Origin of the sequence: Hymenobacter cavernae, assembly GCF_014641455.1 — a bacterium.
Classification (GTDB): Bacteria; Bacteroidota; Bacteroidia; order Cytophagales; family Hymenobacteraceae; genus Hymenobacter; species Hymenobacter cavernae.
On sequence record NZ_BMHT01000001.1, the window covers coordinates 135,987 to 159,344 of the forward strand.

Consider the following 23,358-nt stretch of genomic DNA (forward strand, 5'->3'; position numbering starts at 1 on the left):
TGATCGAATCCGTGGTTCAGATGGACTGCTCGAACTCCTCCAGCTTCTTGGTCGTGCCGCTGATATTTTCTGTTAGCAACACAACGACGGCGCCCTCGGGAGCAGTAGCCAACACATGGTCAATGGCCTCCATCTCGTTTTCAATGTAAGTTATGGGTAGTTCCGGCTTATCCAGACGCAAGCCACGAGTCATGATTTCGCGCAGCTCATCAGCAGTTTTGCCGCGTAGGTCACGATCTTGGCGCAGGATTACTTCATCAAAAATGCGACCTGCTACGCGCGCAAAACCTAGGGTGTCCTCATCCCGCCGGTCGCCGAGCCCGGATACAACCCCAATCTTACGCGTTGCAGGCGTGTTATTGAGGAACTCTGCAAATTTCTCAAGCCCTGCGGTGTTGTGCGCGTAGTCGACGACCACTTCGAATTTAGGAAACCGATATACGTTCATACGGCCCGGCGTCTTGGTAGCGGAAGGCACAAACGTGCGTAGCGCCGTTTTAATCTCGTCGCGCTCGAAGCCCGCCAGATACGTCGCTAATGCGGCGGCCAGCGAGTTCTCGATGTTAAAGCCTGCACGGCCACCAAAAGTCACCGGGAACTCAACCGCTCGGTCGATGCGCAGCTTATAGCTGTTCTTATAAATCGTCACGTAGCCTTCCTCATAGACAGCCGCCACGCCCCCCTGCTCTACATGCTCGCGAATGCGCGGGTTGTTCTCATCCATACTGAAGAAGGCCACACGGCAATCCAAGCCTTTTGCCATGCCATATACCAGGTTGTCGTCTGCATTCAACACGGCCCAGCCGTTCTTCTGCACGGTACGCGGCACAACGGCCTTCACCTCGGCCATTTCCTCCAACGTATAGATGTCACGCTGACCTAGGTGGTCGGCGGCGACGTTGGTTACCACCGCAATATCGCAGGTATTAAAACCTAGGCCTGATCGCAGCATACCGCCGCGGGCCGTTTCGAGTACCGCGTAGTTTACTGTGGGATCTTTCAGCACAAATTCGGTGCTGACGGCGCCGGTACAGTCGCCTTTTTGCAACTGCTTATTCTGGATATAAATGCCATCAGTGGTCGTGAAGCCCACTTTATAGCCTTTCGCCGCAACAATGTGCGCAATCAGGCGCGTGGTAGTGGTCTTGCCGTTGGTTCCAGAAATGGCAATGATCGGAATACGGGACGCTGAGCCGGGCGGGAACAGCATATCGACCACCGGCGCGGCTACGTTGCGCGGCAGGCCTTCTGTAGGCGAAATGTGCATCCGGAAGCCGGGCGCAGCATTCACCTCAATAACAGCACCGCGGGTTTCATTCAGCGGAATGGCAATGTCACTGGTCAGCAGATCAATACCGCAGATGTCCAGGCCGATAATACCGGCTACGCGCTCGGCCAGTAGGACGTTATAAGGATCTACCAAATCGGTCACATCCGTCGCGGTGCCGCCGGTGCTGATGTTGGCGGTGCTTTTCAGATACACCGTTTTACCCACGGGCAATACCGATTCCAGTGTCAGATCCTGCCCTTGCAAGAGGTCCATCGTATGCTGATCGGCTTTAATCTGGGTCAGCACCTTTTCGTGACCAATTCCGCGGCGCGGATCGGTATTTACCTGATCAATAAGCTGCTGAATCGTGCTCACGCCATCGCCGGTCACGGCGGCCGGCGTGCGCTTAGCGGCCGCAATGAGCTTGCCATTCACCACCAGCAGGCGGTAGTCGTCGCCTTCCACGTAGCGCTCCACAATGACGGCGCGCGAGTATTCCTGCGCAGCTTTCAGGCCCGCTAGGGCTTGTTCCCAATTCTTAATCTTGATGGTGGCGCCCTTGCCGTGGTTGCCGTCGAGCGGCTTCGTCACGATGGGGTAACCTAGCTCTTCAATGGCATCCTGCAAGCCTTCCGGCGAATAAACCGTGGTGCCACGTGGCACCGGCACGCCGGCATCGTGCAGCATGGCCTTGGTTTTGTTCTTATTACCGGCAATTTCGACGGCGAAATAGGCCGTTTTAGAAGACGTGGTTGCCTGAATACGCTTCTGATTGCAACCGTAACCTAGCTGAATGATCGAGCTGTTCTTAAGCTGGATGTACGGAATGTTGCGCGAAGCGGCTTCCGCGACAATGCTCCAGGTGCTAGGTCCAAAGAACTCATCCTCCCGAATTTCGTGCAGCTCCTCAATGATTGGTTGCAGATCAATTGTCTGTTCCTTACACAAAGCCTCCACGATTTGCACAGCAGCTTCCGCCGCGGCACGGCCAGCCCGCTCCTCCTGGTAGGCAAACACCACGAACTCAACGCCTTCTTCGCGCGCTGGGTACGACTTCCCCCAGTAAACCGGCATTCCGGCCATGCGCTGCAACTCCAGCGCAACGTGCTGAATGACATGGCCTAGGGGTTCACCATCGGAAAGCTGTTCGTGAGTAAGCGGCGGGTACTTGGTAGAGTACTTTGTTGCTTCAACGGTCGGTTGCGGCTGGCCCATCGTCGGGAATAGCTGCATGAGCCTGGAATCTAACCCAGGCACCGCATCTGACCATACATTAGCGAAGTCTTCAAGGTCCACCTTCATTACAATCAACTTGTAGTGCTTGACAGACCAGTAGCTTGGGCCGCGCATGGTGCGCAGGTCAATAATCTTCATAGAATAGAAGTGCTTGGAAAGGAAGTGGAATGGGCGGTGGGTAGCCCGCTTGTACGATTTTCTTAAATGTAAGGATTATGTTTTGTCGCCCCACTTACGCATTTCTATGCGCTTTTTCTAGCACTTCCTCCCGACCTAGGCTTCTAACTCAACACTATAGGGCCTAAAAACAAAAACCCCGGTTGGGGCTAATCAACCGGGGTACTGAGCTACTGAAAACAGGAACTATAAAGAGAGGTGACGAGCGGATTCGAACCGCTGTAGGAGGTTTTGCAGACCTCTACCTAGCCACTCGGTCACGTCACCAGAATGAGGATGCAAACTTACAGGTTTATCTGGCTTATGCCAAACCAAGTCCTGCTTTTCCGCTGCAATTAAAGGTAAGCCGCTGTTTTTCTGTGAGAATCAAATAGCGACCTTTTAAAAATCATTCGTTTTTACCCATCGTCTACTACTATGCGCAGCGAAGGACTACTGTTGCCGGGGCTACGATGATTATTAGCTTGAAAATAAAAAAGGCTCCGGAATAACCGGAGCCTTTCTTTACTCAACGACCTAGGGTTGCTTATGCCTGGTCGCCTTCTTTTTTGTCGGCAGCGTCGTCCGAGTCGAGCAGGTGCTTAGCCCGCTCTACTACGTCACCAGCTACTTCTTTGGCTTTCTCGAAAGCAGCCGAGTGCGTAGCAGCATCTACTGCGTCGCTGGCTACTTCCTTGGCTTTGTCGAAAGCAGCGGCAGCAGCACTGGTCACGCTGGCTAGGATGCCACCTTCAGCAGGAGCTTCAGCGGCAGGAGCCGGAGCTTCGGCCGCTGGAGCTGGAGCTGGAGCTTTCTTCTCAGCTTGGGCTTGCAGCTTCTGCTCGCCAGCCTGACGCTCGTTACCCATCATCCGGTCACGCAGGGCGCTTAGAGCGTCCAGGTCACCTAGGGTCGACTTCTCAGCCGGAGCCAGCTTCTTCGCGTCATTCTGCTTACCGTCAGCCTGAGTGTTGCCGGCAGGTTGGCCAGCGGCAGGCTTCTTCTTGGCGAACTTCGAATTGCGGTCGTCTTCCTGCTGCGCCTGCTGACCGAAAGTGGCCGAGTGCGACAGCACGATGCGACGGTCGTCTTTCGAGAATTCTACCACACGGAAGTCCAGCGTTTCGCCGTTCTCAGCGTTCGAGCCGTCTTCCTTCACCAGCGACTTCGGATACGCGAAGCCTTCGATGCCGTAAGGCAACTCGAGCACAGCGCCACGGTCGTTTTTCTCGGTGATGGTAGCGCGGTGAACCGAGCCAGGGGTGAACACCGTCTGGAACGTATCCCAGGGGTTTTCCTCCAGCTGCTTGTGACCTAGGGCCAAGCGACGGTTTGCAACGTCCAGCTCCAGCACCAGCACGTCCAGACGGTCACCAACCTTCACAACTTCCGAAGGATGCTTGATCTTCTTGGTCCACGACAGGTCCGAAACGTGCACGAGGCCGTCAACACCTTCTTCCAGCTCTACGAACAGGCCGAAGTTGGTCAGGTTACGCACCAGACCGTTGTGCTTGGTACCTACAGCGTACTTCGTACCGAAGTCACCACGAGTCCAAGGATCTTCGGTCAGTTGCTTGATACCTAGGCTCATCTTGCGGTCGTCGCGGTCGAGCGTCAGGATCTGCGCTTCCACTACGTCACCCTGCTTGATGAAGTCCTGTGGGTTGCGCAGGTGCTGGCTCCAGCTCATTTCCGAAACGTGGATGAGGCCTTCTACGCCAGGGATGATTTCCATGAATGCGCCATAGTCGGCTACGTTCACGATGCGGCCTTTCACCTTCGAGCCTACGCCCATGTCGGCGGGCAGCGAATCCCATGGGTGCGGGGTCAACTGCTTCAAACCTAGGCTGATACGCTTCTTGGCTTCGTCGAAGTCCAGAACTACTACGTTCAGCTTCTGATCGAGCTGCAACACTTCGCTTGGGTGCGCGATGCGGCCCCACGAGATGTCGGTGATATGCAGCAGACCGTCGACACCACCTAGGTCGATGAACACGCCGAAGTTCGTCATGTTCTTGATAACGCCTTCGAGGATCTGGCCTTTCTCCAGGTTGTTGAGGATAGCTTCGCGCTGCTTCTCGAGGTCTTTCTCGATCAGGACTTTGTGCGAAACAACCACGTTGTCGAAAGCAGCGTTGATTTTTACTACTTTCACTTCCATGCGACGACCTACATAGATGTCGAAGTCACGGATCGGTTTCACGTCAATTTGCGAACCGGGCAAGAAAGCTTCTACGCCATCCAGCTCCATGATGAGGCCGCCTTTAGTGCGACGCTTTACCACGCCTTCCAGCACGGTATCATTCTCCAGTGCATCGTAAATGGCCTTCCAAGCCTGCTTGATCTTCGCCTTCTTGCGCGACAAGATTAGCTGGCCGTTCAGGTCTTCCTGGTCTTCGATGAATACCTCTACCTGGTCGCCAACCTTCAGGTCGGGTAGGTCGCGGAATTCAGACAAGGGCACGAGGCCGTCCGATTTGAAGCCGATGTTCAGGATAACGTCGCGGTCGGTGATGCCGACTACCGTTCCCCGTACAACTTCTTCTTCCTGCACGGTCGTCAGCGTGTCGCCGTACATCTGTTCCATGCGGGCGCGCTCCTCGGCGCTGTAATTGCCACCAAAGCCGCTAGCTCCGACGTTGTCCCAATCGAAGTTATCTACTACTTCTGCCATATTGGTCTGGGCCCTAGCTATACACGTTCCGACCTAGGGCCAACAGTCGGCACGCGTTGTTTGTAACTATCTGAAGCTCAGCATCAGACCCTACCACCCTGGAGGGGGCGCAAAGATACAGAATTCGGCTGAAGAAAAATAGCAGCAAGCAACTCAAAAGCTCTTTCCCTGATACGCTATTTAACAAGGATTTACTCCCTCATTCTCTTTCTGATAAAGCACTACAGTAGGCGGCTCACCTAGACGCCCTTTTTAACCTACAAGTAGAACCAGTAAGGTACAGGCAGTACTTAATGGTGCTTATACCTAGACTTTCTAATACCTTTTTCTTTAGCAAAAAAATACAATTAACTATAAATATTATCTTGTTTATATATCTGGGAAAGTTCTACTAAATGATGCCAAAGTTTAATCTAGCTAATTTTCATTTTTACTTAATCTATGCAAGATGTGATTTATAGACCTCTAGGCTGAAAACATAGCTATACAGAAGAACACACCCTAAATAATAGGGCATTCAACCAGCATTGTGCTATGTTTATCGAATTACTACCTAAAAGCAACTACCCACATCATAACAGATAGAATCGGCTATTTGACCTAGGATATGACACCTATTATTGAAAAAATGATCAAACACATTTGTTTTTCTTAAAAATATCATCTTCATTCGTTATATTCTTTGAATTTTTTCCAATCAACCAAACTCTACCACATGAGGAAAATTCTACTACTCTGCCTGTTTACAATACTTGCGCTGGCAGGCCATGAGTTGAGGGCGCAAAGCCGCGCTGTGTCCGGGAAAGTAGTCGGCCCTGACGGAGCTGGGCTACCAGGGGTTACTGTAGTTGTAAAAGGCACGTCTTTAGGTACATCAACTAGCGTTGACGGCACTTACTCGTTGAACGCACCCGCTTCAGCAACCAGCTTAGTTTACTCATCAATTGGGTATGATTCGAAAACCGTTAACATCGGCAACGAGTCAACCATCAACGTAACACTAGCCTCTAGTGCTACGGGCTTGGATGAGGTAGTAGTAGTTGGTTACGGCACCCAGGCCCGGCGCGACTTAACTGGTTCCGTAGCAACGATTAAAGGAGCAGAAATTGCTAATACTCCGGTTCAAAGTTTTGATCAAGCCTTACAGGGACGTGCGTCTGGTGTTAACATCACCACGCCGAACGGAGTGTTGAATAACGCTCCTGTTATCCGTATTCGGGGGGTAAACTCCATAACCCTAAGTTCAGCACCACTGGTTGTTATCGACGGTATTCCAGCCTTTAGCGGCAATACCTCCGCAGTAGGCAGCGTGCCGAACAATCCGCTCAGCAATCTTAACCCAAATGACATCGAGAGCCTGGAAGTGCTAAAGGATGCTTCTGCCGGTGCTATCTATGGTTCGCGTGCTGCTGGTGGTGTTATTCTGATTACGACTAAGAAAGGCAAGAAAGGCCAAAGCCGTGTAACACTTGATTCGTGGGCAGGCTGGTCGCAGCCAGTGCGCCTGTACGATGTGCTTAATGCCCAACAGTACATGGATATCAAAAATGAGGCGGTTCGGAACCTGAATGCAAACCGGGTAGCAGCTGGCGCAGCAGGCAACAACATAGAAGGCTTCCTTCCTTCCTATAATCCTGATGGCAGTCTGGTGGATACGCGCTGGTACGACTATGTTTATCGGACGGGCTTCTCTACCTCTAACAATGTGAGCTTTTCGGGTGGTACTGACAAGACCAATTACTACTCGTCGGTAGGCTATACGAATCAGAAAGGCATGCTGGAAAAAAACCAGTTTAAGCGTTTGTCGGCTCGCTTGAACCTAGACCACAAAGTATACAAGAACTTCTCAATTGGTCTGCGGGTGGGCTACTCTAACACCCAAAATTCATCACCAAACTCAGGCTCAGTTGGCGATGCAGCTTTTGGTATTGCTGGCCTAGGTCGTTTACCACTGGTACTTCCTCCTAACGTAGCTCCCCGGAATCCTGACGGCACCTATAATATTAGTGGTGCTGGCATAGGTCCAGGTGCTAACCTCAATCCGGGCGGACCGGCAGGTACACCACTTTTAACAAGCTACTACAACCCTTTAGTAGATTTGGAGAATAACTACTTCAAATCTGACGGTAATGAAATTCAGGGAAGCGTTTATGCTAATTGGGAAATCATCAAAGGCTTAAATGCCCGTACTACATTCGGCATCAACAATATTTCTTTTGAAGACCGCGCTTTCTATACCTCTATTGCAGGTGATGCCTCCGGTAATGGCCAAGCTATTAACTACTACCGCACCAACAAGCGCTGGAACTGGCAGAATACGTTGCAATATGATCGGACGCTTGGAGAGAATCATAACTTCTCGCTGCTGCTAGGTAATGAACAGCAGCACACCGATGTGCTACGCTGGGGTGCCAACCGTACGGGTGTAGCCGACCCCTACTTCACTACTTTTCAAGGTGGCTACGCTAACGTAGCTGTAGCCGGCAACTTTCAAGGTGCAAACTACCTGTTATCGTATTTCGGTCGTTTGAACTACGACTTTGGAAAGAAGTACCTAGCTACCATCAACTTCCGGCGTGACGGTTACTCGGCTTTTGCGAAAAAGTGGGGCAACTTCTACGGAGCTTCGCTAGGTTACGTGATTTCAGAAGAAAGCTTCTGGAAAAATGTTGCTTTCTCCAATGTGCTTAGCTTCCTGAAAGTAACAGGTAGCTATGGTGAAGTTGGCAACAACCAAGGTATTGATGATTTTGCTTCGTTGCAGACATATGAGTCAAGCTTCTATGGCGCTAATTCTACGTTGTACTTCAGCGCACCCGGCAACAAGCGGCTAAATTGGGAAACCAGTAAGAAGACAGACGTTGGTGTTTCATTTGGTCTCCTACAGGACCGCCTCACAGGTGACTTTGCTTACTACAGGAACCTGGTTGATGGTATGATCCTCCGTATTCCGCAGGCTCCGTCGAAGGGTATTCCAGGTGGTACTCCTGGTGATGTAACCAATATCAACATCAACTCTATTCTGGACAACGTGGGCTCGATGCGTAACACAGGTATCGAACTCAATCTACGGTTCAACGCTATCCAAAAGGCAGATTTCAATTGGACTATCAGTGGCAATCTCACTACGCTGAAGAACCAGGTTTTAACATTAGCTAACGAAGGACAGCGCATTGGCACAGCTACATCTGGTTCAGAGACTGTCAACTATACACAAGCAGGCGAGTCAGTAGGACAGATCCTAGCTGTGCCTTCACTTGGTGTAGATCCTAATAACGGTCGCCGAATGATTCAGAAGGCCGATGGCACTGTGGCAGAGTACGACCACCAAGGTGCTGGGTGGACGGACCGCGAGGGAAAAGCTACTACGGCTCCTAATCAGTTGGTAGATGGCAAATACTACGGTCCGACCCTGCCGAAGTGGTATGGTGGCTTTGATAATACATTCCGCTACAAAGGCTTAGACCTAGGTGTTTTCATTCAGTTCTCTGGCGGTAACTACATCTACAACGGTACCAAGGCTGGCCTGCATGATCAGCGCTTTTGGAACAACGACGTTGACATCCTAGAACGCTGGACTCCGGAACACACAGATACAGAATGGCCACGTGTGGTGTACGGCGACAACATTTCTAACGGCTCAGCTCTGATTATGTCTTCAAACGTAGAAAAAGGTGACTTCGCCCGCCTGCGGAACGTAGCTCTTGGCTACACCCTGAAGCCAACTGTGCTGAGCAGGATTGGGGTTTCTACTGCCCGCTTTTACGTGCAAGTTCAGAACGCTGCTCTGCTAACTAAATACACAGGTATTGATCCAGAAATCTCCACGAACTCATCGGGCTCAAGCGCTAATACGGGTTCAGGCGTTGACCGCAACTCAGTTGGTCAGGCTCGGACTTACACCGTAGGATTCAACATTGGTTTCTAGGTTTCAAAAGCAGTACTCTTCCTTCTAATGAATACATCAATAAAGAAAAAAGCGGCCATGGTGGCTTGCTTGGCACTGCTAGGCATAGGTGCGCCTTCGTGCGATACTGATCAACTTAATCCAGTTCCAGAAGCTGCCCTTCTCCCTGAAGCTGTATATGACACACCCGCCCGTGTTTCTCTACAGATCAACTCCTTATACTCGTACGTAAAGGTTGGCAACTTTTTGGGTGGGCGCTACCAAGTATATGGCGACGTTCGGGCTGATGATTTTCTGAATCGCACTTCGAATGCAATTACTGCCCTACAGGTGTGGAATCACACATTGACAGAAACCTCTCAGAACGATGTAATTAACCTCTGGACAGCTGGATATCAAGCTATCAACCAGATTAATGTCTTCCTAGCAGGCCTTGACGCTAATACGAGCAAGTTTGTAGCACCTATTTTCCCAGAGAGTTTTGCTACTACGACTGCTGTCAACTATCAGGCTGAAGCTCGATTTCTACGGGCACTGAGCTATTATTCACTCCTACAGCTTTACGCTAAGCCTTATACCGATAACAACGGCAATAATCCGGGCTTGCCCCTACGTCTGCAAGCTGAATCTGACCTGACCAATAACGATCTAGCTCGGAGTTCAGTAGCCGATGTTTACAAGCAAATAGTAGCGGATTTAGAATACGCTGAGCAGAACTTGCCACTAAGCTATTCTAGCTCTATCCTAAATGTTACCCGGGCACACCGCAACACGGCCATTGCGCTCAAGACACGTGTTTACTTAAGTATGGGCCTCTACGATGATGTAATTCGAGAAGCCAACAAAATTGTCTCGCTTACTGCTCCATTTACAGCAACCAGAGGAGTAGCACATGCCTTGAGCCCGTCCATAGCAGCAGTATTTGCTCCACCGCAAGAAACATCAGAAAGCATCCTAAGCTTTCCGTTCACGACTCAGAACCAGCCTGGTACGCAAAACCAGTTAGCTTACTATTACCTTCCTGCTTCATTAGGTGGTACGAACCCAGAGTTTAGCTTGAACTCAGCCGGTATCCTCGCTAACCCTGCTTGGCCGGCCAACGATGCTCGTCGCACCAGCTTTGTAACGACTATTGGCACTGCATCGTACCTTAAAAAGTACCCTACAGGTTCTGCTAGTGGTTGGACCGATAAGGCGCCCGTAATCCGGTATGCCGAAGTGCTACTGAGCTTGGCGGAGGCTCGCTTCCGTACTGCTGGCCCTAAGGACCCACAGGCGGTAGCTATTCTAAACACAATACTTCAGCGCTCCAATCCAGCGCCGGTTACTACTCCGCCTACTCCACCGGTTACTTTCCCGGAGTTTAAAACGGTAGACGAAGCCGTTAATGCGACCTTGCTACAGAGGCGAATTGAATTCCTGGGCGAAGGTATTCGCAACATCGACCTCATGCGACTGAAGGCAACCATTCCCGGCAAAGGCTCTGTGCCTGCAATCACACCTGATAAGCCAAATTATATTTGGCCAATTCCTGCTACAGAGCTAGCAGCCAACCGGGCAATGACACGTAATTAGTAGTCTGAGTTCTTCAATAAAAAGGCCTTCCCGAGTGGGAAGGCCTTTTTATTGAACCTAGGTTTAATATCAGAAACAGGCTGCTACTTGCGTCCCATCTCGCGCAGGTGCGCGACGTGCGATGCTACTGCGTAGCGCATCTTAGGGTATTCGTTGTACTCAACCCCAAACTCAGCGCAAGCCTGCTTGATGATCTTGTTCAGAGCGGGATAGTGAACGTGCGAAATCGTGGGGAATAAGTGGTGTTCTACCTGGAAGTTCAGGCCACCTACCAACCAGCTGATAACTTTATTATCGGTGGCGAAGTTGGCGGTGGTTCTGATCTGGTGGATGGCCCACTCATCTTCCAGCTTGTGCGTGATTTCATCGGGCATGGGGAAGGCCGCGTGCTCGACGGTGTGCGCTAGCTGGAACACAATGCTCATGGTGAAGCCAACCACCGTAGTGAATACGATAAAGCCAATCAGCCACGCCCAAAAGCCTACCATATAAATAGGTAGCACCATAAACAGACCTAGGTGTAGCGCCTTGAAACCCCAGAACACGGATTGATCGATAGCGCTCATCTTCTTGATGGGCATGGCGCCGATCTTGCCTTTGAAGTACTTCTGGTAGTCCATGAAGAAGATCCAGGCAATGAAGAGAAGGGAGTAGAAAAACCAGAAGTACAGGTGCTGAAAACGGTGCATCTTGTAGCGCGGCTGGGTGCTGCTCAGGCGCAGCCAAGGCTGGGCATCAATGTCGTCATCCACACCATCTACGTTGGTGTACATGTGGTGAATGAGGTTATGTTTCATGTTCCACATGAAGCTGTTGCCACCTAGCACATTCAGCGTAAAGGAGGCAAACTGATTGATCCACTTCGACTTGCTGAAGCTACCATGGGCGCCATCGTGCATCACGTTGAAACCGATTGCAGACCCAATGAGGCCTAGCAGCGCACATTCGGCCAGCGCTACCCAGCCGGGCGGCGTCAGAAACACCAGGTGCAGGTAAACGGCTACAAAAGAAGCCGTGAGAATAATAGCTTTGACAAACAGGCTAGCATCGCCGGTAGTTGCTTTGCCAGCTTCCGCGAAGTAGTCGTTGATTCTGGTTTTAAGCTCAGTGTGAAAAGACCGCGAAGCCGCGAATTTGGGGATTGACATCAGGAAGCATTAGGTGAACTACCAGCAAAGGTAGAACTCCTTTAACCTGTATGGCTCAGCTTTGATTCAGTTGCTGGTTATGAAAAGCCTACGAGACTCCGGATAGTACCTTTACTAAAGAGCATTATACTGCTTAAGTGACTCAGCTTGTCGCTATTTAGCATGGATGTATATAATTATGACTGCTCTAAAAACCTTACCTAGCATTTTTACTTCTCCACCGGCCAACTAACGAGTTTAGCAGAAGAGATAGCCTCCTAGCAACTAACGCTGAGCCTGCAAAAGAAGGACCACCTGAATCAGGACTTACTTGCGTTCATGAGCAACCTGTAAATACCTCGACAGCTAGCTCTGCTTACGAAGCCTTCCTAAGCTTGAAAACACAAAAAAGCCACCCGCTGGGGTGGCTTTTTCAGTTGAGGTAGTCGTGCCAGTTTTGGTCTATGGTGCCGGCACTAAGCTTTAAGAAACCAGATAAAGTTGGTTTTTTGGGCTGCTGACGTATCGTGAGACCGGCTTCGTGCGGAGTGCGGTGCCCTTTGGCATGGTTGCAACGGGCGCAAGCCGTGAGTAAGTTCGTCCACGACGACTCACCACCGCGGCTGCGGGGCAGCACGTGGTCGAGGGTCAGGTTTTTGGTCGAGCCGCAGTACTGACACTCAAAATGGTCGCGCTTCATGATGTTGTGGCGGCTCAGGGCAATGCCTTTGTAGGGCACCCGCACGTAGCGCTGCAACCGAATGATGCTAGGTTTAGGATAGGCCTGGCTGATGGTGCGCAGCGTGCCGTGTTCCGACTTAGCTATCATCTCGGCTTTGTCGAGAAAGAGTAGCACGAAAGCCTTCTGCACGCTGCACAGCGTAATGGCAGTGTAGTCGCCATTCAAAACAAGAACTTTTTGGTCCATACGCTTGGTCCGGTGGAATCTGGTCTAGCGGAAAGCTAGGTGATTCTAAGCGTATTAACAATAGGCTCTCGTGGTTAGTTTAGGTACTATTCCGGTAATACGCGTTTAATCAGCCGTAGCTTGTGCGTGTACTTTTGGCGCTGCCGATTGTAGATACCGTTGTGGTCGAGTGGGTCGATTCGCACTTCGCCGCTGGCGTGCAGAATCTGCTGATCTTCTAGAAGCAATCCTACGTGCACAATGGCGCCGTCGGCGTTGTCGAAGAAAGCTAGGTCGCCGGGTAGAGTTTGGGAAACGAAATGCACCACGCGGCCGTGGTCAATCTGCTGGCGGGCATCACGCGGGAGTTGGTACCCGACTAGGCCGTAGAGTTGCTGCATCAGCCCCGAGCAATCGACACCGAACAACGACTTGCCACCCCAACGATAGGGCGCTTTCAGGAAGAACTGCGCCATTTTCATCAGTAAAGCGAGGCGCTTTTCGGGGCTGCCGTGCGGACCGTGGCCGTTCTGTGGGTTAGTGGCGGCGCCATTGTAGAAAAATTGCTGCTCCCCTACTCGCAGCATCATGCCATCGAAGAACGGCAGGCGCGTGCCTAGGGTCACAGGAATGCGCGTGGTAGCGTCGCTCACGAGCTGTACCAAGTCGAGGCTGCGCGGATGGTCTTGGGCCTGCCAGTCGGCAAAGTAGCCGGGCGTGACGGGCTGGTGCTGATTGTAGAAAATCCAGCCCACGTACTCGTCGGCCGCCACGCGGATTTGATACCAATTGCCTTGCGTGAGCAGTATGCTGTAGCATTCGCCAAAAGCTAGCTCCGTCACTTGCTCTGCCCTATCGGCAGGCTCGGCGCGCACCGGCACAGCGCTCAACGCGCAAATTCCGTGTTCCAAAAGAGTAACTGAGTAATTGAGTAACTGCTTGTCTTCATCAGAATAGCTGAATGACTGAGTAGCTGAATAAGGGCTAGATCAGTTGAGCAATATTACTCAATTAGTCAGCTACTCAGTTGCTCTTAATAGTCGCGGGTGCGGTCCATTTCGCGCTTTTGATCTTTAGCTTTGAGGTCTTCGCGCTTGTCGTAAAGCTTTTTGCCTTTGGCTAAGGCAATTTCTAGCTTCGCAAAGCCTCGGTCATTCACGAACATGCGGATGGGAATGATGGTAAGGCCCTGCTCCTGATTTTTACCGGCTAGCTGCTTCAGCTCGCGCTTAGTGAGCAGCAGCTTTCGCTCGCGGGTGGGCTCGTGGTTGTTGTAGGTACCCTCGGTGTACTTGGCAATGGTGAGGTTGTGCACCCACAGACTGCCATCGGGATGGAAGATGCAGAAACCATCCTGCATGTTCACGTTGCCGTCGCGAATACTCTTGATTTCAGTGCCTTGCAGCATCAGCCCCGCGTCGTACTTGGCCAGAAACGCATATTCGTGGCTAGCCCGACGGTTAACGATGTTTATCTTCTTAGGAGCGGTATCTTTTGCCATTCTTCGTTTTGAAGTGTCTCGAAATGTTGAATGTTGAGGGTTAAATTTTGAATGTTAAATGGAAGCCAGATTTGACAATAATTCAACACTCAACATTTAGGACTCAGCATTCCTGAAATTCAACACTTCTAAAAGCTAGGTTAATTTCAAACGTGGATCAGGGCTTACGAGTTGGCTGGCAAAATCGCCGGCTTCGTACTGAAAATGACCGGTCATGGCAACCATAGCGGCATTATCGGTGCAAAACTCGAAATCGGGGATGAATACCTCCCAGCCTTTTTCGGTGGCTAGCTCCTGCAATGTGGTCCGCAGGCCCGAGTTGGCCGCCACGCCACCAGCTAAGGCTATTTGCGTCAGCTCCTGGTCCTTGGCCGCACGGATGAGTTGGCGCAGCAGCGTCTGGATGATAGTGTGCTGAATGCTGGCGCAGAGGTCGGCTAGGTTGTTCTGGATAAACTGCTCATCCTTGGCGGTTTGCTGGCGCAAAAAATACAGCACTGCCGTTTTGAGGCCGCTGAAGGAAAAGTCGTAGCCGGCCATAGTGCCCACGGGGAACGGAAAGCGCAACGGATTGCCGCTACGGGCTAGCTTATCGAGGTGCGGACCGCCAGGGTACGGCAGACCTAGCAGCTTGGCGGTTTTGTCGAAGGCCTCGCCGGCCGCGTCGTCGATGGTCTGCCCGATAACGTCCATTTCCATCGGGCTGCGTACCACTACCAGCTGCGTGTGGCCGCCGCTCACAGTGAGGCACAGGAATGGAAAGCTAGGTTTAGGATCTTTGATGAAGTGCGCCAGAATGTGAGCACGCATGTGGTTCACGGCCAACAACGGCTTGCCGAGGGCCAAGGCAAAGGTTTTGGCGAACATACTGCCCACCAGCAAAGAACCTAGCAAGCCTGGCCCCTGCGTGAAAGCCACAGCATCTAGCTCGTCTTTCGATATCTTGGCGCGGCGCATGGCCTCCTGCACCACCGGGATGAGGTGTTGCTGGTGCGCCCGTGAAGCTAGCTCCGGCACCACCCCGCCGTACTGCTCGTGCACCTGTTGCGTGGCTACCACGTTGGCGCGGATTTCGCCCCCGACCATCACCGCGGCCGAGGTATCATCACACGATGACTCAATTGCCAGAATAATAGGAGAAGACATTCGTTCTGAAAAGTAAAGCAGTTAGCGCAAGTTGCAAAGGTCGGCTAAATCGTTAAACCAATCCTTTTTTTCCTTATCTGAACAATACAGCTTCCGATTAAGGTTTACTACGTAAGCCAGTTTGGCACCTCCGCATCCGGCATGGTTGCGTACAACTCCGCATCTTTGTCGTTATCTTACCAACTTTCCGCTGCCTGTGCCTCGTTTTATCACCATCACGCTCCGAGTGCTCATCACCTTACTGGTGTTGGTGTTACTGGCGGTTGGTGGTGCGTTGTTAGCCTTGCGCCTGCCGAGTGTGCAGACCAACCTAGCCCACCGAGCGGCAGCCATCCTCACGGATAAGCTCAAGCACCAAGTCATCGTGACGCGGGTTGATATTAGGCCTTTCACGCGGGTGCTGCTGGAGGGCGTGCGGGTGCTCGATAAGCGTGGGAACGAACTGTTCAACATTGGACGAGCTGACGCCGACATTCGGCTGTTTTCGCTGTTCGACCCTAGCCACCTGCACGTGGGTAAGCTCACGCTGGAGGAGCCACGCTTTGACTTGGTGACGTACGCCAACCAGCCCGATTCAACGAACCTAGACGAGTTTATTGGCGCCGTAAAGCGCCTGATTGGTCCGGCTGACACGACCAAGAAGGCCAGCAAACCCTTTGATTTTCAGATTGAAGCCATTGGTCTGCGCAACGCCCGCTTCGTGCTCGATAGGCAGGATGAGCCGAAAGCCGCTACCTACGGCAAGGCGATGGATTACGCGCACATGTACATCGACAGCGTGTACGCCGATGCCTCGCAGCTCTGGCTAAAAGGTGACACCATTCACGCCCAGGTCAATGGCCTGCGCGCTATCGACATCCCTTCCCAAACCCGGCTGCGCGAGCTAACGGCCAACATGACGTACGCGGGCAAGTTCTGGGAATTCAAGAACCTAAACCTGCGCGTACAGAACAGTCAGCTGCTGAACTATATACGCTTCGAGTACAAGCATTTCCTGAACTTCACCGACTTCAACGACTCGGTGCGCGTGGTAGCCAACCTAGGTCCGTCACGCGTGAACACCGACGACATTGCCAAGTTTGCCCCGCAAGTGGAAGACTGGAACGAAACGGTCTTGATTTCGGGTGAAGCCAAGGGCATCGTGAAGAACTTCACCACCAAGAACCTCGATATTCGCTACGGCAAGAACACGCACGTAGTGGGCAACATCAACGTGGAAGGCCTCCCCGATCTGAAAGCTAGCTTCGTGGAAATGCGCCTGAAGCCCTCCGTGATAGATGGGCGCGACGTGCGCCGCTACGTGCCGGCGTCGGGCTGGCCCTACGTGCAGCGGCTCGGCTTGGTACGCTTTCAGGGACAGTTTCTGGGTTTTTACAACGACTTCGTGGCGAACGGCCGCTTCAATACGGCCCTGGGCAACGTGGTTTCGGACGTGAACCTTAAGTTCAAAAGCGACCCGCGCTTCTCGACTTACGAGGGCGACGTGAAAACCACCGCATTTCAGCTGGGCAAATTACTGGGCAAGGAAGACGTGATTCGTGACATCACGATGAGCGGGCGCGTGGAAGGCGTCGGCTTTACGGCAGAAGGCGCGCGGCTCACGGCCAACGCCACTGTGCAAAGCATTTGGCTGAACGGCTACCGCTTCCACAACGTGACCACCAACGGCCAGTTCCGGCAGCAGGCATTTGCCGGCAAGCTCGCCGTGAACGACCCTAGCCTGCAAGTCACGGCCAATGGCAGCGTCGACCTGAATAAAAGCCACCAATCCATTGATGTGCGGGCCTTGGTCCGCCGCGCCGATCTTCGCGCCCTAGGTTTCACGCAGCAGCACGTCACGGTGGCTACGACGGCCGACGTGCGTTTTACCGGTCTGCGCCTCGATGAGTTACTGGGCCGCATTCAGCTGCGCAACTCTGAGCTAGGTTTTCAGGGGCGCACCGTGCCTATTGATACGTTCGACGTGGTGAGCCAGCGCACGGGGACCGAACGCCAACTTACGGTGCGCTCAGAAGTGCTGAACCTGACTGCGACCGGCAATTATCACTTCTCCAATATCATCCGCGATGTGCAGACGCTACTCACGGAATATCGCCTCAATTTTGAGAGCAACGATGCCGCTATTGCCAACTACTACCGCCGGAAGCGGCAACAGACCAGCGCAGAATATCAAATCGGGCTGAACCTGTACTTGAAGCAGGTCAACCCGGTGCTGCACCTGTTCATGCCGCAGCTCACTATTTCCGATTACTCCCACATTGATGGCTCGTTCCGCAACGCGCCCACGTCCATTTTCTCCCTGGGCGGCCACGTAGCCAGTGTGCAATATGATAGCCTGAAGGTCATCAATAATGACTTTGAATTTAACACCTCGAAGCTGCCTAACCAGCCGGAAGTGCTGGCCCAGGCTAACGTAACTTCTGAGCGTCAAATTGTTCCAGGGCTAGGCAACACCGAGAAGTTCTACGTGGAAGGCGTGTGGGACCAGGAGAAGATTAACTTCTCGACCTCCGTAGCCCAAACCGGCACAACCAACCGGGCCAGCATCAACGGGGCTTTGTCGTTTCTGCCAAATGCCGTGCAGGTCGTGTTCCGCGAGTCGGGCGTAGATCTGCTGAATAAACACTGGACAATTGCGGCTGACAACTCAGTTATCATCTCCGGACAAGGCAAGGAGTTCGATATCAGGAACCTCTCTCTGAGCAACGGTCCGCAGAGCGTGAGCGCGCAGGGCTTTATTTCAACCGACCCCGCCAAACAGCTCCAACTAGCTGTGAAGAACTTCGAGCTAGGTACGCTTAGCTCCCTGACCACTCAGAACATTATGGGTCGGGTAAACGCTGAAGGAAGCATCAGCAATGTTTATAACACCGCAATTATCAACAATACCCTGAACGTAGACTCCCTGAAATTCGACAACGTGCTGATCGGCAACGTGACGGGCAAAGGCGATTGGGACAACCGCAATAATCGGCTCTTGATGGACTTGGATGTGCTGCGCGATGCGCAGCGTGTGGTGCACGTAACCGGCACCTACGCGCCGAACAGTACCGAGCCGCTCGACCTTACGGCGATGCTCGATAATGCGCCAATCAAGCTGGCCGAGCCGCTGCTGCGGACGTTATTTCGTGATATGGGTGGCACGGCTGTGGGAATGCTCCACCTCTACGGTCCGCTCAAAGCGCCTAATCTGGTCGGCAACGTCGACGTGACGGGTGGGCGTATCACCTTCGGCTACCTAGGTACCACCTACACCTTCGCCGACCGCATCCGCTTTGCGGAAGATGGCATTTCGTTGCGCGAGATTCGGGTGCGCGATGTGTTCGGCAACCTAGGTACCGTGGATGGCAACATCTACTACAAAGGTTTTCAGGATATGCGCTTGGACTTACGCGGCACTTTCCGCAAGCTTCAGGTGCTCAACACCATACGTAAGGACAATGAGCTGTATTTCGGGCAGGCGTTTGCCACCGGCGACGCCACCGTGCGTGGCCCCGCCGACAACCTGTTCATTCGCGTGAATGCCAAGAGCGAAGCCGGCACGCGCCTTTCACTGCCGCTCGACAATGCAGCTAAGGCGCAGAAAGCGAACTACATCCGTTTCGTTAATCACAACATTCGGGATACTACCACGACCGTCAGCGTACCGGTAGCAGCGGCGCAGAAGATTGACCTGTCGGGCATTCGCCTGAACATGAACCTGGATATAACCCCGGATGCCTACATGGAGATTCTGCTGGACGAAAGTACCGGCGACATCATCCGCGGAACGGCGGTGGGGCAGCTGCGCCTGAACATCGACACCCGCGGCGACTTCAACATGTTCGGACAAGTGGAGATTGTACGCGGCGCCTACAATTTCACATTGCAAGGGCTTGTGAATAAAGAATTTGTGGTGCGACCGGGCGGTCTAATTACCTGGAACGGCGACCCGCTGGCCGGGGAAATGAACGTAACGGCCACGTACACGCAGCGGACGTCGCTGGCTCCACTGTTTCAGGGCTCTACCAACTCCGGCAATACGACCAGCAACGGCGCCGTGGTGCCCGTCACGGCCGTCATGAACCTGACCGGTCCCTTGTTGCTGCCCACCATCAAGCTAGGTTTGGAGTTCAACGATGCGCCCTCAACGCTGGAAGGCGACCTGGTGGCCTTTACCTCGGCGCTCCGCAACGATGAGCAGGAGCTAAACCGACAGGTATTTAGCTTGCTAGTTTTCAAGCAATTATCCCCACAGGGGCAGTTTACGCAGCTTTCTCTGCAAGGCCAGGACAACAAGCTGCAAAACAGCCTAGGACAGATTGTGTCTTCGCAGCTAGGTTTGCTGACTTCGCAGATTGACCAGAACCTGGAAATCGACTTCAACATCAACGGCCTGACATCGGAGCAGTTGCAGGCGTTGCAAGTGCGTCTGAGTTACAGCTTTATGAACGGGCGGCTGCGCGTAACGCGGGAGGGCGGCTTCAGTTCCAGCGCCAATACTTCCGGCGGCTTTGGCTCTACTACCACTACCTCCAACCAGGCTAGCTTGCTTGGCGACCTGAGCCTGGAATATTACCTGCAAGCCGATGGCAAGTTCCGGGCGAAGCTCCGCTACGAAACCACGCCACGCGACCTGGAAACCATCAACCAGCCCCGCGCCGGCCTCAGCTTGCTGAATACGCAGCAATTTGACTCATTCCAGGAGCTTTTTGCCCGCAAGCGCCTGCGCCGCCGCGAAGCCGCCCGGCGTCGTGCCCGCGAAGTGCTCAACGTAGATGACGACCCCCGAACAATCATGTAATCATTCAACATTTAACATCTATCATTTAACATTTATCATCTACCAGTCGGCAATGGCGAGGTTTTATAACTCACAGTCAGGTTATTACAGCGCAGAATACATTCCAGCAGGTGATAAATGTTAAATGTTAATTGATAAATGGTAAATGTTAAATGACCTTTGCCCTACATGGCTCAGTTGCAACGTTCGCCCATTCGTAAGAAAACGCTCGGTAGCTACCCGCACACGATGGTAGTTTTCAGCATTACGCTGGCGCTGCTGGTCATCGGGTTGTTTGGGCTGCTCTTGATTCACGCCCACCGGCTTTCAACGGTTGTCAAGGAAAGCATTGAGGTTCAGGTGTTTCTGGACCGAGACCTGCCCGAAACGCAGCTCCTGCGCCTGCATCAGGATTTTGCCCGCAAGAAATACATTGCCTACAAAGGCGACCAGCCCCAAGTGCGCTTCCTTTCCAAGGAAGAAGCGGCCCGCGAACTGCTAGGCCCTGCCGATGACAGCCAGTTTCGGCAACTGCTCGGCGACAACCCACTACACGACGCCTTCATCCTGAACATCAACGCCGAGTACTCCGACTCACTTAACATGCGCCGCATCACCGACGAGTTGCGCGCCGAGTCCGGCGTCGATGATGTGGCGTACGTGCAGAGCCTCATTGATTCAGTTAACAAAAACCTGCGCCGCATCAGCCTGGTGCTGCTCACCTTTGCCGCTCTGCTGACGATTGTGGTAGTCGTGCTGATTAACAACACGATCCGTCTGGCGCTGTACTCGCAGCGCTTCCTCATCCGGAGTATGCAGCTGGTGGGCGCAACGTCATTTTTCATTCAGCGTCCCTTTTTGCGCCGCGCGACCTGGCAGGGCTTTATGAGCGGAATACTGGCCGGCCTCACGCTTCTGGCACTGCTACAATACGCTTACTTGCAAGTAGATGAGCTGCGCGTTCTGCGCGACGACCGGCTAATTGCTCTACTGTTCGCCGCGCTGATTGGACTGGGTTGCATTATCGGCTTTCTAAGCTCTTACCGAGCCGTGCGCAAATACCTAGGTTTGTCGTTGGACGATTTGTATTAAAAGAATTTAGAACTCAATCCATATGCTTCAAGATCAGACTCCACGCTTTGCGTTCGGACGGCGCAACTACCGGCTGATGTTCATCGGCTTGGCCATCCTAGCTATCGGCTTTATCACCATGACCCTCGACTCGACTGACTACGGCGAAGGTTTTCTGGGTATTACCCTAGGTCCGATTCTGCTGGTTATCGGCCTTATCATCGAGTTTTTCGCCATTATGGTGCGGCCCGACAGCTCGGCGCCCGTGGCGAATGGAGCAACGGCTCCCACGACTGTAAACCAGCCGCTGGCTCCTCTCTCGCCGCCTGCCGCGCCGGCTCGTCCCACTTATAAGCGCTAATAGATGAGTTATTGGCACGCCTTTCTGCTCGCGCTTGTAGAAGGTATTACTGAGTTTTTGCCCGTTTCCAGCACCGGGCACATGATTATCACCCTAGCCTTGCTAGGTATTCCGGCCACGGCATTCACCAAGCTTTATCTGGTGGTGATTCAGCTAGGAGCCATACTGTCGGTGTTTGCCGTGTATTGGCGGCGCTTTTTCCAGAACATCAATTTTTACCTGAAGCTGCTGGTCGCTTTTCTGCCGATTGTAGTTGTGGGACTACTGCTCAAGAAACACATCGACGCGCTGTTAGAATCGGTGACGGTGGTGGCAGTGATGCTGCTGGTAGGCGGCATCGTGCTGATGTTCGTGGACCGCTGGTTTCCGCAGGAAGAACCTACCGTGGGCGGCCACCCCGTCACGACGCCCAGCTACAAGGAAGCGTTCATTATCGGACTTTTCCAGTGCATAGCGGTGGTGCCGGGGGTTAGCCGTTCGGCGGCTACCATCATCGGGGGCCTTACCCAGAAGCTCACGCGCCGGGCTGCCGCTGAGTTTGCCTTTTTCTTGGCCATGCCAACGATGGCTGCCGCCGCGGCTAAAGACATGCTGGACTATTACCAGGACAACGCTGCACTGTCGTCTACCGAAATCAAGCAGTTGCTGTTTGGCAACGTCATCGCCTTCATCGTGGCCCTGATTGCGATTCGGCTGTTTGTGGGCTTTGTGGCCAAATATGGTTTCCGCGTCTTCGGCATCTATCGCGTTATTGTGGGTGGACTGCTGCTGATTATGATTGCCTTGGGTATCAACCTGAATCTGGTATGAGTCAGCATTCCTTTGACTTCGAAGCGGGCGAGGTATTGCTGCTCGATAAGCCCCTGACCTGGACTTCATTTGACGTGGTGCGCAAGGTGAAGAATACGCTGCGCATCCGCAAAATCGGGCACGCCGGCACCCTAGATCCATTAGCGACGGGCCTGCTCATTCTGTGCACCGGCAAGAAAACCAAACAGATTGACCTGATTCAGGCGCAGGAAAAAGAATATACCGGCACCTTCCGCTTAGGTCAGACGACACCTAGCTTCGACCTGGAGACGCCCGTGGATGCCAGCTTGCCCTACGAGCATCTGACGGAAGCTGAAATCCGGGCTGCCACGCAGTCCTTTGTGGGAATCATCAACCAGACGCCGCCGCTTTACTCAGCGGTGAAAGTGAACGGAGAACGTGCCTACGAACTGGCGCGGCGCGGCGACTCGGCCGAAATCAAGTCGAAGCAGATTGAGATTAAAACCTTCGAGCTCACGCACATTGCGCTGCCGGAAGTGCAGTTTCGGGTGGTGTGCACCAAGGGCACCTACATCCGCAGTCTGGCCCGCGACCTAGGTTTGGCGCTCGGCTGCGGTGCTCACCTGACATCGCTCGTGCGCACCCGCATCGGGGAGTACCGCCTGGCAGATGCCCTCACGATGGAAGCCATTCAGGCCCTCGCTCCACCGCGCCCAGCTCGACCAGAAGCGCCCGCTGGCGCAACTAACCCGAACCAACGCCCACCCCGTCGCCGTATTCAGGCATATGTGGCCCCGACGAGCGCTGAAAACCCGGCGGCAAGCGCAACAGGGCGGGATGCAACTTCGGAAGCAGACTCCGCCCCCGCTCCGTTTGGTGCCGACTGACCGCTTT

14 protein-coding genes and 1 tRNA gene are annotated in these 23,358 nt (G+C 53.1%); 7 read left to right on the forward strand and 8 right to left on the reverse strand.

Features of this window, described 5'->3' with window-relative positions; translation table 11 throughout:
• Positions 1-16 precede the first annotated feature (16 nt).
• The 3 genes from cphA to rpsA form a co-directional block, all read right to left on the reverse strand.
• Positions 17-2,644, reverse strand: coding sequence for a cyanophycin synthetase (gene cphA, locus IEX74_RS00595; protein ID WP_188809953.1), 2,628 nt, complete (start codon positions 2,642-2,644; stop codon positions 17-19).
• A 235-nt stretch (positions 2,645-2,879) separates the two neighbouring features.
• Positions 2,880-2,950, reverse strand: a tRNA-Cys gene (locus IEX74_RS00600).
• Positions 2,951-3,209: 259 nt separating this feature from the next.
• The gene (rpsA, locus tag IEX74_RS00605; protein WP_188809954.1) at positions 3,210-5,336 is read right to left on the reverse strand and encodes a 30S ribosomal protein S1; all 2,127 of its coding nucleotides are present in this window, start codon (positions 5,334-5,336) and stop codon (positions 3,210-3,212) included.
• A 682-nt stretch (positions 5,337-6,018) separates the two neighbouring features.
• Between rpsA and IEX74_RS00610 the strand changes: the two genes are divergently transcribed.
• Together IEX74_RS00610 and IEX74_RS00615 are read left to right on the forward strand one after the other, a co-directional pair.
• Positions 6,019-9,264 (forward strand): SusC/RagA family TonB-linked outer membrane protein, encoded by a 3,246-nt coding sequence (locus IEX74_RS00610; protein ID WP_229755060.1) that lies wholly within the window; start codon positions 6,019-6,021, stop codon positions 9,262-9,264.
• 27 nt (positions 9,265-9,291) lie between these two features.
• Positions 9,292-10,818, forward strand: coding sequence for a RagB/SusD family nutrient uptake outer membrane protein (locus IEX74_RS00615; protein WP_229755061.1), 1,527 nt, complete (start codon positions 9,292-9,294; stop codon positions 10,816-10,818).
• Positions 10,819-10,901: 83 nt separating this feature from the next.
• On the opposite strand, the gene IEX74_RS00620 is transcribed toward IEX74_RS00615, so the two are convergent.
• The 5 genes from IEX74_RS00620 to tsaD form a co-directional block, all read right to left on the reverse strand.
• A complete protein-coding gene (locus IEX74_RS00620) occupies positions 10,902-11,966 on the reverse strand; it encodes a fatty acid desaturase family protein (protein WP_188809955.1) in 1,065 nt (354 codons plus the stop codon).
• Between the two features lie 412 nt (positions 11,967-12,378).
• Positions 12,379-12,873, reverse strand: coding sequence for an HNH endonuclease (locus IEX74_RS00625; RefSeq protein WP_188809956.1), 495 nt, complete (start codon positions 12,871-12,873; stop codon positions 12,379-12,381).
• 86 nt (positions 12,874-12,959) lie between these two features.
• Complete coding sequence (locus IEX74_RS00630; protein WP_229755062.1) at positions 12,960-13,763, reverse strand: C40 family peptidase; 804 nt, start codon at positions 13,761-13,763, stop codon at positions 12,960-12,962.
• Positions 13,764-13,885: 122 nt separating this feature from the next.
• Entirely contained in the window at positions 13,886-14,353 is a 468-nt protein-coding gene (gene smpB / locus IEX74_RS00635; RefSeq protein ID WP_188809957.1) for an SsrA-binding protein SmpB, read from the reverse strand.
• Between the two features lie 135 nt (positions 14,354-14,488).
• Positions 14,489-15,499 (reverse strand): tRNA (adenosine(37)-N6)-threonylcarbamoyltransferase complex transferase subunit TsaD, encoded by a 1,011-nt coding sequence (gene tsaD, locus IEX74_RS00640; RefSeq protein ID WP_188809958.1) that lies wholly within the window; start codon positions 15,497-15,499, stop codon positions 14,489-14,491.
• Between the two features lie 196 nt (positions 15,500-15,695).
• Here tsaD and IEX74_RS00645 point away from each other — a divergent pair, with 196 nt between their 5' ends.
• The 5 genes from IEX74_RS00645 to truB all read left to right on the forward strand — a co-directional run bounded on the left by IEX74_RS00645 (position 15,696) and on the right by truB (position 23,351).
• Positions 15,696-20,282, forward strand: a complete 4,587-nt coding sequence (locus IEX74_RS00645) for a translocation/assembly module TamB domain-containing protein (RefSeq protein WP_188809959.1) — start codon at positions 15,696-15,698, stop codon at positions 20,280-20,282.
• Between the two features lie 168 nt (positions 20,283-20,450).
• Positions 20,451-21,353 (forward strand): cell division protein FtsX, encoded by a 903-nt coding sequence (locus IEX74_RS00650; RefSeq protein WP_188809961.1) that lies wholly within the window; start codon positions 20,451-20,453, stop codon positions 21,351-21,353.
• Positions 21,354-21,375: 22 nt separating this feature from the next.
• A complete protein-coding gene (locus IEX74_RS00655; RefSeq protein ID WP_188809963.1) occupies positions 21,376-21,693 on the forward strand; it encodes a DUF3098 domain-containing protein in 318 nt (105 codons plus the stop codon).
• Between the two features lie 3 nt (positions 21,694-21,696).
• Positions 21,697-22,503 carry an undecaprenyl-diphosphate phosphatase gene (locus IEX74_RS00660; protein WP_188809965.1) on the forward strand — a complete coding sequence of 269 codons (807 nt, stop codon included), beginning with the start codon at positions 21,697-21,699 and terminating at the stop codon, positions 22,501-22,503.
• A complete protein-coding gene (gene truB / locus IEX74_RS00665) occupies positions 22,500-23,351 on the forward strand; it encodes a tRNA pseudouridine(55) synthase TruB (RefSeq protein WP_188809967.1) in 852 nt (283 codons plus the stop codon). The genes IEX74_RS00660 and truB overlap by 4 nt, the downstream gene beginning before the upstream one ends.
• Positions 23,352-23,358 lie beyond the last annotated feature (7 nt).